This is a genomic window from Paenibacillus sp. 10L310 (assembly GCF_056395745.1).
In genome coordinates this window covers 248,873-261,945 of the sequence record NZ_JBFTKC010000004.1, presented here as the reverse complement: position 1 = coordinate 261,945, position 13,073 = coordinate 248,873, and the positions used below count along the sequence as shown (strand labels likewise).

The following is a 13,073-nucleotide window of genomic DNA, read 5'->3' as shown; positions in this document are numbered from 1 at the left end:
GTAGATCAGTAGATCAAAAATCAAACTCGAACTGCTGCGTATTCCATCCGCCTTCACTCTCGTTCTGCTGCCTAATTTTAATCTGATTCAATTTAATATCATGATCATCTCGAACTTGGCCCGCAATCTCAACGAAAGTTTCAACTATATACTCGACCATATCCTTGCTGAATTGGGAGGTATCATATTCGACCTGAATTTCCGTCCCTGTAGGGCTCTCCAGGATTACAAATGAAAGATCCATCATGGCGCTTCCATCATCCATAGTCTCATTAGCGACGATCTTCAATTCGTCAATGTAGAACACAGAAGGCCGGCATACTTCATAAGCAAACATGAAACGGAATAAAGGTGATCGTCCCGGAACGGTGGCAATCCCAAGCTCTTCCACCAACTTATCCAACGGATAAAGCTGATGTTTCAATGCCTCCTGCATAACCATTTTTATGTGATTCAAGTAGTCATTATAGTTCATGCTTCCATGTGGCTTGCTGCGTACAGGTAATGTATTAACAAACATACCCATGGTATCGGAAAATTCCTGGTCCACCCTTCCTGAGACTGGTGTTCCTACAACGATGTCCTCAGATCCCCATAGTAAATGCAAGGTACATTTGTATAAGGTAAGCAGCACATTAAATAAGGTTGTTTTCTTGTCGTTTGATAAAGTTGCCAAGTCTTCGAGGAGGGATTGGGGCAGGCTATATGAAACCGCTCCGCCTCTAAAGGACTGAACATGAGTATTTGTATTCAAGGCGATAGTAGGCTTAAAATCGCTGAAGGTCGTAAGCCAATAGTTTTTGTCAATGTCCAACATTTGTCGCTTGTAACGCTCCGTTTCCCAAATCACATAATCATGATACTGGTATTCAATGGATGGCAATGTTTCTCCCCTAAGCAACGCCATCAGCTCACGTTCCAAAATCCCCATAGAGATTCCATCACTGATCAGATGGTGAATATTTATAACCAATATATGATGATGATTCTCCATCCGTATGACTGCTGCTGAGAAGAGAGGTTCTTCCCCAACAACATCGAAAGGTTGCAATAACTGAGCCATTAACTGATCTCGCGTTTCGAGTGTCGAATCAAACCAGTATAAGAAATTATCGTAATCGCCCATAAACTGCACAGGCATGCCTTTGTGATATCCAAAACGATAACGCAATACGGAATGCCGCTCTATGATTGTTTGGAGAGCAGATTCAAGGCGTAAAAAGTCAAATGTCCCAAACAAATCAAACTTACTTACAATGTTATATGACATCCCGATATTAGGGTGTTGACTCAGTAGAAAAATTCTGTTTTGGGCTAGAGATAATGGATACCGAGCTCCGGTAATTACATTCGTCGCTATAAGGTCATCTCTATTCCTTCTGGCCGATTTAGCAACTTCATTTGATAACGAAACAATCGTTGGATTATCAAATACATCTTTGATTGTGAAGTTGATCTGATATTTCTTCTGCAAATAATCCGCCAACTGCATAGCTTGTAACGAATTTCCGCCTAATTCAAAGAAATCATCCTCAATCCCGAATCCTTGCTTCTCCAAGAGAACAGACCAATACGTGGCTATCTTCATTTCCATTTCGTTCCTTGGTAAAGTTTTGGGATTCGCTTCCGTACGCTCGGCTAACTCAATCAGCTTTCGACGATCTATTTTCCCGTTTAATGTAAGGGGAAAGGTATTTAGATGTACGTATTTATAGGGCACACTATAAGAAGGAAGTTTTTGGTTAAGGTGACTTTTCAGCTCCTCGATTGGCAGCTGGCTCTGTGAAACATAAAAAGCACACAAGTAGTTATTTGGGTGTTCTCCCAGGGACAGAACCGAAGCTTCGTCAATATCAGGATACGTCATTAAATTTTCTTCAACGTCTGATAACTCTATGCGGTATCCTCTTATTTTCACTTGATCGTCAATTCTACCAACATACTCAAGCTCCTTCGCAGACGACATACGCATTAAATCTCCGGACCTGTACATTTTTTGGTTCGCAGCGAATGGGTTGTCCAGGAACCTCTCTTGGTTCAGTTCTTCTCGGTTCAAATAACCTCTTGCAACACCTGCCCCACCCACATAAAGTTCGCCTATTCCACCTTGTGGAGAAAGCTGTCCATCTTTATTCAGCAAATACGTGCTTAGAGTAGGAATTGGTCTTCCAACACTCCGATTATCCTTAGCCATCTCCTCATGTCGAAGTTCCTTATATGTTGTAAAAATGGTTGTTTCCGTGATCCCGTAAATATTTAAGATATTTATTTCGGGATAAGCTTCATGAAAAGCAAGCAATCTTATCGGGTGAACCGCTTCTGCTGAAGAAATAACATATCTCAAAGGCAGATCCACGTCTTGCTCCAAAATGACCTTAATTAATGCATACAATGCTCCCGGGGTCTGGTTAAGCACGGTTACCTTCTCCCGAATTAGCAACTCCAAAAATTCACGATTATCGTACACAGCCTCGTTTGGAACAATGACCAATCTGGCACCTTTGAGAAGAGCCCCGTACATTTCCCATACTGAGTAATCAAAGCTCAATGCATGAAAAAGGGTCCAGACTTCCTGCTCATGAAATGGGAAGAACGGTGCTTCATTCTCAAACAATCTAACGATATTGGCGTGCGTGATCATAACTCCTTTAGGCTTGCCTGTAGTTCCAGATGTATAGATTAGGTATGCGAGATGTTCAGGTGTAAGGGCTATCCCCGGATTTGTTGTATCTCCGGTCTCATAGATCTCAACCAGATCACTCAAGCTTATTTTCTTTCCGGATGTATCGAGTGCATCCCATACGTCAGATGGTAAGTCAGCGATAACAAATTCTGCGCCGCAATCTTCCATAATGTACCGAATCAAATCATCGGAATACTTCGTATTAATGGGTACATATGCTGCCCCGACCTTTAGGATGGCTAATATGCTGACGATTGCATGGATAGATCTGTCCATATGCAAGGCAACGAAATGCCCAGCAGATACGCCCCTGTTTAGTAAAGCATTGGCCACTTGGTTGCTACGTTCGTTCAGTTGACGATACGTAAGCGCTTCAACTTGATCGTTAACAGCAATATGGTCAGGTACTGCTGCAACCTGTTGTTCAAAAAGATGCTGAATCGTCTTGTCAACAGGGAATTCCATCTGTGTACGATCAAACGCTTGAATGATCTCGTCCACCTCTACTTGTCTCATAAAGTTAAGATTAGCAAGTTTCTCATGAGGTTTTGACAAGATATCTGCAATTAAATGAACGAGATATTCACCGTGTTTTTCAATCGTATTTTTTGTATACAGACTGCTATTAAACTCAAGTTTGATTAACATGTCATCTGTATGTTCGAATACTTCGATCAATAAGTCGAATTTGGCATCACCGCTCGCAACGACGTGTTCAACAATATCATCATGTTCATTCATTTGATTGTCTGCATGTGTCCTATTCTGCATAATAAACATGACGTCAAAAATAGGATTGCGGGATTGCTCCCTCTTGATTGAGAGATCGTCAACAAGCTGATCAAACGGATAATCCTGGTGTTCAAGATCATTCATTAATGAATCCGTTACTTCATTCAAAAAATCGGTAAATGTCTTCCCACCAGATGGGTAATTCCTTAAAGCGATGGTGTTTACAAATAAGCCCACACTTTCTTCAAAGCCGGGCTGAGTCCGTCCTGACACAGCTGTACCCAATAATACATCTTCTTGTCCGTTATACTTGTATATCATCACGTTATAAGCGGCCAGCAATACACTAAATAAGGTCGCGTCTTGCCCCTTCGCCAACTCTCGAAGTGAAGCAGTCATCGCAGCGTTCAGTTCAATCCAAACAGTCTCGGCTTTTCCATCTTGTTCCGATGTTCTTGAGTAGTCAGGTAATAAAGTGAAATCTGTTCGTTCAGCCTCTAGTTTTCCATACCAGTACGCCTGATCGTCCCGAGATTTCTGCGATTTCATATAACTTTCAAACCATAAGGCATAATATTTATAAGAGCTGTAATTTGCTTCTACAGGCTCGCCATCATATAAAAGAATGAATTGATTGATTAAATTCAAGTTTGATATGCCGTCAGTTATGATATGATGCATATCAATAAATAAGTCAAAGCACTCTTCGGTTACTTCAAAAACAGAGACTCGCAGCAAAGGAGCATCATTCAAATCAAAACTTGTTATCCATTCGTCATCAGCTGGCTCAGATTGCCACACATGTACATTGAAATTCCACTCCTGCAATATGCTTGCCATGATGGTCCCATCCACGATCGAAAAGCGTGTTCTTAGAATCTCGTGTTCTTTCAACAAACGATGAAAACAAGTCCGAAGTCTACTAGTATCCAACGGTTTATTAATCCTAAATTTCCCAGAGATATTGTACTTTGTACTGTTCATGTTCATTTGGTGCATTAGGAACATACGTGTCTGAGCAGGTGTCAACGAATATTGCGTAGACGTTGCTTCAAACATCGGTTCGAGTTCTTCAACAGAGGAACCCTGAACAAGTTTGTGTTTGATTAATTTTGCAAAATCGGCGGGTGTAGGATATAGAAATAACTCTTTGAGTGTTGCATTGATTCCCATCTCTTTTTTCAACTTAGAAATGAAGTTAGCCGCATATAGAGAATGCCCTCCAAGCTCGAAAAAGTGATCCTGTGGCCCAATGCCCTCAAACTTAAAAATCCCCTCCCATAGATGAATGATTTTCATCACTTCAGGATCTCGAGTAACTTGTTCTGAACTACCACCCGTTACATTCATTCGCTCTAGTAGATGATGTTCCACCTTACCACGATCAGAGAGAGGAAACTCCTCTAAAAAGACTATTTTTGTTGGCACCATATAAGGAGGTAAAGTCCGTGAGGCCCATAGTTTCAAGTCATGGTCCAATATCTCTTTCGCCTCAGTTACAACAACAAATGCACATAGAAATTTTCGATCTTCGGTATCTTTCAATAAGACAGCGACTTCTTCTATAGCACTATGAGATAACAGACATTTTTCGATTTCTTCCAATTCAATTCGATAACCATGCAGCTTTACCATTCGATCGTTACGGCCTAAAAAATCAATATAACCGCTCGATAACCATTTAGCTTGGTCTCCTGTACGATACATTTGTTCATTATGCAAAAAAGGATTCGGCACAAATCTGGACCGGCTCATATCCGGCAAGCGTATATAACCCGTGGAGAGGCCCTCTCCTCCAATTACGAGTTCTCCTGAAATGCCAACTGGCTGCAAACGATCATATTTGTCCAGAATATATGCCGTTTTATTCATCATTGGTTTACCGATAGGCGTAGTTTGCCAACTCTTGATCTCATTCAGGTTTACTTTGTAGTACGTTGCATCCACACAACATTCCGTTGGACCATATACATTAAATACTTCCAGATCTTCCTGCCCGTATAATTGAAACAAGTCCTCCAGCAACTGATGAGGCACCTTTTCACCACCAATTAATAAGCGGCGCAAAAATCGTGGTTGTTTGTTTTCAAAAAGAACAGATCTGATATAACTTGGACTGCCATTCATCATTTGAATTGCATGATTATCAAGGAAGTGAAGTAATTGCTCTTGATTCAAACGTTCTTCGTTTGTCGCAACGAATAGGGTGTGACCAAGCAATAAAGAACCGAAAATCTCCTCTATGGATTGGTCGAAGAAAAATGGCGCAAGCTGAGCCACATTTAGTTTCTTCTCAAAGGGTGCATATATTTCAAGAGATAGACCTCTTACTAGGTTGATAATACTCTTATGTTGCATCTCAACCCCTTTGGGCCTTCCTGTTGTTCCGGAAGTGTAGATAATGTAAGCTCCGTCATCAGACAGAACTGGATAAGTTAAAGCGCTCGGTTTTTGGTCCGAATCGGAAAGGGAAGCTTTGTCAATAAACAGACAGTTCATTCCTTCATAATTCCTGTCTTGTGCTTCCCATAGTTTCTTCTCCGAAAGCAATAATTGAATACCGCTATCCTGCATAATATATAGATTCCGATCTTCAGGCGCTTCCGGATCCAAAGGAACATAACGTAAGTTAGATCTTAATATTGCCAGAGCACCAATGATGAACCATTCATTACGATCAAACAACAAACCCACTACCGTTCCCTTAGGCAACCCCATTGAAATCATTTCATTGGAGAGATTGGTTGATTCCCTTAGAAGTTCTCTATAGGTCATAGTCCGTTGTATACTGACTACAGCAGTTTCATTAGGATGAGCATTAGCCTGTTGTTCAAACATATGAAAAACGGATGAGAACTCCGGCATGCTAGTAAGCTCCTGCCTACTCAATAACTTCCCTTTTTCCTCAGCAGTCAACATATCAAAATTTCTGATCAATTCCGTTTTTTGGTCAGCTACCAATTGGACAATTCGAAGGAAGTGGCCTTTAAACAAGTTGAGCAACTCCGAATCATAACGGTTACGATCATAAATAATGGATACCTCAGCATGGTTAGTATATATATCAAATATCATTTCTAATGGATAGTGTGATTTTGAAGCAAATGTCACATTACTCACATTCATTCCTGTAATTTGATCGTTCAGATCAAAAGAAAGTTGATCCTCAGCAGGAATATCCCCATGATTATTAAAAATTAAGATGTGATCAATTAAATCCTGAGAAATTTCGCTTTCCCCCTGGATTTGGTGCAGCGGATAATATGAAAACTCTCTCGATTTGAACATGTCATTTTGAATGTTTCTAAGCAAATCTACCAGAGTTGTATTTGAGGTTGATATCACTCGCATTGGAATCGTGTTTAAGAATACCCCTAAGGCATGTTCGATATTCTCAATTCCGGGATCTCTAAGTGAAGTGACCAATCCGTATACAACGTCCTCCGAATTAGCGTATCGTTGTAACATCATTGCCCATATTCCTTGGAACACTACGTTAATCGTTACACGATATGCAGCAGCAACGGTTTTTAAGTTCTTGAACAATTCTGGATCAACTACAAGTTTCAATTCTTTATACTCGGATATAACATCTTGATAATTTCTCTTTGGAATTGAATAATTGGAATCGTAATTGGCCAAATAAGAATTCCAATAATCGGATGCTCCCATCCAATCTTGCTCATTCAACCATTGAATGAAATGGGCATCTGGCATACCCAACAGCTGGATATCCGTTCCACGGGCATGCAACACATTGTCATAATTAACCAAAAGATCCCTCAACAAAATTTTGAAGGAATAACCATCAATGAGTATATGATGATAACTACAAATCAGTTTAAATGAGTTGTCGCTGGTCGAGAGGATAGAAAATCGTATGGGCGCTTCTTCTGATACCACAAAAGGCTTTGTACGGTCTTCAACCAGCAGCTTACATAAGAGGTCTTCAACATCGTCTCCCTCCAGTTTGGAAGCATCCATGTGATTCACTCTTGTGAATCCTTCCTTCCTGATTATCCTTACCACTTGATCAAGATCTTCATGTAAGAAAGTAGTTCGCATTACTTCACAGCGTTTCGTGATGCCGTGCAAAGCCTCTATAAATTTATCGTATTGGAACAGTCCCTCGATCTGAACAACAAACTGTTCAACATATGTCCCATCAGGATGTTCATCGTTAATAAGATGGAACATCAATCCTGCCTGTATTGGGGGGACAACATCTATTCTTTGAACATCACTCATGGATGTGAACCTCCCATTTTTTTATTTTCTTGAATGATATGTTCCACCTGTTGCAATTGCTCATTATTTAATTGACCATATTGATAATGACTTCTCCGCTTGCTGTAAGGCACTTTTTTGCCAGTATCTACGCTAGGTATCGTACTCCGTCCAATACTGTTTTTGCTCGCAATGAGACTTTTAATGGTAGAGCGTTGGAATATATCTTTCACATCAATCTCATAATCTTTTTTCTTCAATAGTGCTACAACGCGCATAGCTTTGATAGAATCTCCACCGAGTGAGAAAAAGTCATCAGAAATACTGATTTCATCACGGGCAAGAACCTGCTTCCAGACTTCAGCGACTAATATTTCTTCCTCACTTTGGGGAAGAACGTTCTCTTCCTCCACATAAAATTGCCGCAAATCCATTTTTTTTGCTGCACCCCGATCAATTTTGCCACTTGTGTTGAGGGGGATATCATCAACGAGAACAATGTTCCTTGGAACCATATACCGTGGTAACCGCCGATATAATATTTCACGAATATACTCTTTGTTAAGAGGTGGTTGAACAACAATTAGGGCGTGCAACACTGCATCTGACCCTTCCTGGAATTCACCTTCGAACACAACGGTTTTCACAACTCCCTCAATCGCACGGATGAAAGCTTCTATTTCCTCCAACTCGATGCGATATCCAGAAATTTTCACTTGATTATCTTTTCTTCCGAGGTATTCAAGCGATCCATCGGACCGTATGACTCCAAGATCTCCAGTTCTAAAGAACTTTCCTTGTTGTTGTCGCAGGTCAGAAGGAAGGTAAATAAATTTTTCGTTCGTTAGTTGCTCTCTGTTCAAGTAACCTCTCGAAACCCCACCTCCACCAATTACAATTTCACCTTGAATGTAAGGGGGCAAAGGTCTGAGTTTTTCATCCACCACATAGATCATTTCGCCGGGTAATGGGTTTCCGATCGGTATAAAATCACGCTTATTCTGCTCCACATCCAATAACGCCGACCAGATCGTTGTCTCCGTAGGGCCATAAGCATTTACGATTCGGGCATCCGTAATATGACGGAGCTTGTGGAACATTTCCACTGGAAATGCTTCCCCACCAATAATGATTGTTGTCAGAGATTTTAAAAATTCGTGTGAGGATGAATCATTTAGAATATGTTGTAGCCGAGAAGGAGTGGTTTGAAAATAATTAATGGGTCTCATCTTCTCCTTATGAACTTGAAGCTTCTCGTATTCTTTGAAACTCTTCATCCTTAATTCGTTTAATCGTTCTAACCCTTCCAAGACTTTTACAGAATCAATTCCAAAATCAATTAGGCTTGCAATTTCATTGACTCCGATATGAACAAGCTCGTCTACCATGACTTGACATGTCTCTACCGTTCCAAACAATGCTGCTTTATTCCAATATCGTTCAAAAGCAAATTCATACATTTCATCTTCTGACTCAATGTTAAAATCCTCGTGGAGTTTATCAATCAATCTTTGAACAAGTCCGGCACTAGAACGCAAATAGTTACAAAACGGCTCTTTAACTATTTTCTTTACTTCCTCAAGTTCATCACCCAAGTAAGTATGGATCATCAGAGTTACCTTGCCTGTATCTGGAGAAAATCCCGATTCCAACAGGGATTTCCTGTAAATATCGATATTACTCCTTAACGTTTCCAAGTCTTGTCCTAGTAGATGTGTAAGTACGTTAGCACCTATTTGCCCAGCCTTCTGAAATGTATCTGGGTTTCCTGCAGATGTGATCCAGATCGGCAAGTTTTCCTGAACAGGCTTGGGATATACACGAAGTGATGTGGTTTGACCTAATCCATTGATTCTACTAATCTCTCCACCACACCATAATGTTTTGACTTCTTTTATTTGTTTGTACATGTGTTCCTCTTTGTTCTCAAATCGTTCCGGTGCCAAGCTAAAATCGTCTACATGCCATCCTGATGCAAAAGATACTCCTACTCGACCAGAGGAAAGCTGGTCAATCATGGCCCAGTCTTCAGCGATATGCAAACTGTCTTGTAAAGGGGAGACAATGCTGCCCGCTCGAATATGGATTTTTTGAGTGACAGCTGCTATAGCAGCACTGGTTATCGCTGGATTAGGAAACTTCCCACCGAACTCATGAAAGTGACGTTCAGGCGTCCATACTGCTTCAAAATCATGTTTATCTGCAAAAATGGAAGATTCAAGTAACAATTGATACTCGTTTTCAGGCTGCTTATCCCGATTCGCATTACCAAAAAAGTAGAGGCTGAAATCTAGTTTGCGGGACGTATTTAAGTAAGCGTCGTAACTTTCAAATTGTTCATGGTCATCTACTTTTAATACAACCTGTATCCCGTTACATAAAGTCCATAACAACTCCAGAACGGAAATGTCAAATGAAACGGTCGTAACCGATAGTAAAGCATCCTTCGTACTCGGTTTAAAGTAATCATTTAAACTCTCAAAAAACTGAATAACGTTTCGGTGCTCGACCATAACGCCTTTTGGTTTTCCTGTTGAACCAGACGTATAGATGACATAAGCTAGTGAGCTGACATCATGGATTCTTGAATCCATGATTATAGAACTCGAACTCGAAGAAAAATGCCAGTCTTCTAATGTAATAAGCCTCATGGGGAAGTCATAATTTTCAGGGATTGTATCCGTTACCAAGGCGATCATACCACTATCCTCAACAAGGTATTGAATGCGCTCTTCGGGCAATGTCGGGTCAATTGGTACATAAGCTGCACCGGCTCTTAACACACCCAAAATAGCAATAATTAACTCAGCCGAACGTGGTAAACATATTCCTACCCTGTCATCTGCTCTAATATCCAATTGATTGTGAAGGAAGTTAGCAAATGAATCGACCCTTACTTTTAATTCTGCGTAGGTAAGAATATGGTTCTTATATACCAACGCTACATCCCCTGATTTCTCCACGCAAATTTCATCGAAGATTAAATCTAGTGTTTTCTCCTTGTAAGCACGAATCGACTCTAGGTCTGATAAAGGTTTCTGATCCAGATTCTCTGCTGTCACATCAGGTAAATACCAGAGCTTCTCCAACTTCATCTGAGGGTTGCTCAACATTCGGTTTAATATATGGATAAACTGATCTGATAATCCTTTTATGAATTCATCTTCAAAAATCTCTCTATTGTAGCTGAAATTAAACTCAACATCTCTTTCCGATGGCGTAACCGTTAGTGTAATATCGTATGGATTAGTCTCATGAACCTCATAATTCAGGATAGAAATGTTATGATTTTTCTCCATACTTTCTATATTCATAGGGTAGTTTTCAATGACCACAACGGTGTCAAACAAACGATTTATCTTCCCAAAACCTGACCATTCATGAATTCGAGTCAAAGGTGTGTGTTCAAATGTAATGCCATCATGGAAGCGACCGGCACACTCCTGTAATACCTGCTGTACGCTAGTATCAGAACTGTGTTTGAACCTAAAAGGGATTGTATTGATAAAAAGTCCTATTGTTTCATCAATAGCTTCGACTTCCATATTTCTTCCGGAAACAGCCACCCCAAACAGCACATCTTCACTTTGTGCATATTTCTGAAGCAAGATTCCCCATGTAGAATAAACAGCCATGGCCAGTGTACTTTGAATGGTAGAAATGTTATGCATAATCGAATCTTTATTATTTTCGCCAAGATTGATTTTGTAGTTTGTGAAGGAATCTATATTCTGATTATGTTTCTTAAATAAGGAGGTCTTAACTGCTCCATCTAAATAGCTCGTCCAGTAAACGCTTTCCGAATGACTGCTCGTATGTCTTAAGGCTTCAATGAACTGGCTGTATTTTGCTTTTTCTTGAACTACGGAATAGGTGTCGTCTTTTAACAGATGTTTATATATTTCTAACCATTGCTCCATAAACAGCATATTGGACCAACCATCCATCAGAATATGATGAAATGCGACGACGATATGCCATTCTTCCTCACAGGTTTTTAACAGACCTATATGAAGAGGGGCATGCATAATATCAATTTTTTCGCGCAATGACCCTAATAGTTCATCAACACCTTGTGGATCTTGAGAACCGAGTTGACCACTCCATAAATTGGTGAAATGGAACGGCACATGATACTCCTTTAACACTATACGTATAGGTCTTTCTATTTTTTCCCACCGAAAAACTGTTCTCAACGTGTCATTTTGAACTGTTACATGATCTAATGCCCTGCGAAGAATCTCTTCGTCTAGGAATGTAGCTTTGATGTGATAATGGTATATTACATGATGCTGCTGTGGATTAATCATATGCTCAAAAAGCATCCCTTCTTGCAGAGGGGATAGATCTGTGACCGCTTCCACATTTTGCTTGGAAATCTTCATGTCCATGTTGAAACACCTACATTATTTTTCATTTTAGGCTGTATCAACCTAGATTCAGCACTCTTTCTACTATCTCTCGACTTTCGAAGGTCTCGTGTAATATTGATTCGTTTGAGCCAACGATCTCTGCCCGCATATTTGGGGCTGAATGGTTTTCTTCCATGGACAGCACGATAATTATCAACAAACAACATGTCTCCCGGTTTCAGTGTAATATCCATAATTGAATCTTCTATCTGGGATACGATATGTGCCATAGCTTCTCTGGCTAAGTCATCTTTCTCATCTATAACTCCCATAAAAAACGGGTCTAGCCTTATATAGGGAGAGTCGTAGTTACCGAATAAAATAGATAAAGGCTGCTTCGATGAATAATTAGCTTCAAATTGATCAAAAATCTCTGATGAATCTTGTCCCACATTATTTTTGCTAAAGTGAGATTCATCAGGCAAAATATAAAATCTAGGCTCAAACAAAACATCCTTGTACTTCTTTTCCAGATTTAACATATCTATAGATGCATAAGTTGTTGCAACTGAATCCGGATTCCGTAAACAAAACAAACCGAGATAATCAGCCCGATATTCATGAAAGGCTTCTTCTGTATGCCACCAAAGTAACGAATTACTCCCTGAGCCCAACTGCTCATTCTCATCTCCCTTTACAGGAAGTATATTGTGAATGTAATATCCTTGTTGCTGGGTCCCCCATCCAAACAAATCTCCTAGAATTGACCCACATAACGAAAAAAAGATTTCTACCTTTCGTGTCAATTTAGGATCTGGCCGTTCTCTCCAATGGGAGGGTGTCAGACCGATATCATCATCATTAACTGGGAATCCGGATATAACGAGATGAGATTGTTGTTCCGATTGTTTAAAATCAATTAATTTCTTCTTTAGTTCAGAAGGTAAATTATATCCCCATAGACCTGCCTCCATTAAGTAACGATCCGTCTCAAGATCCGTGTCTGCGGGAATAGATTCAACGAGTTCATAGATCTCATTGAGCTCACTAGCCGAAAGAACATACCTGTTCATTGTTAT

3 protein-coding genes are annotated in these 13,073 nt (G+C 40.1%); all 3 read right to left on the bottom strand.

Annotated features, from left to right (window positions below; all coding sequences use genetic code 11):
* Positions 1–13 precede the first annotated feature (13 nt).
* From AC1DE7_RS13305 to gntD, 3 genes are read right to left on the bottom strand one after another with little or no spacing between them, the layout of a single operon-like run.
* Entirely contained in the window at positions 14–7,663 is a 7,650-nt protein-coding gene (locus tag AC1DE7_RS13305) for an amino acid adenylation domain-containing protein (protein ID WP_477534545.1), read from the bottom strand.
* Complete coding sequence (locus AC1DE7_RS13300) at positions 7,660–12,033, bottom strand: MupA/Atu3671 family FMN-dependent luciferase-like monooxygenase (protein ID WP_477534544.1); 4,374 nt, start codon at positions 12,031–12,033, stop codon at positions 7,660–7,662. Before AC1DE7_RS13300 ends, AC1DE7_RS13305 begins: the two co-directional genes overlap by 4 nt.
* Positions 12,024–13,067, bottom strand: a complete 1,044-nt coding sequence (gntD, locus tag AC1DE7_RS13295; protein WP_477534543.1) for a guanitoxin biosynthesis L-enduracididine beta-hydroxylase GntD — start codon at positions 13,065–13,067, stop codon at positions 12,024–12,026. Before gntD ends, AC1DE7_RS13300 begins: the two co-directional genes overlap by 10 nt.
* Positions 13,068–13,073: the final 6 nt, after the last annotated feature.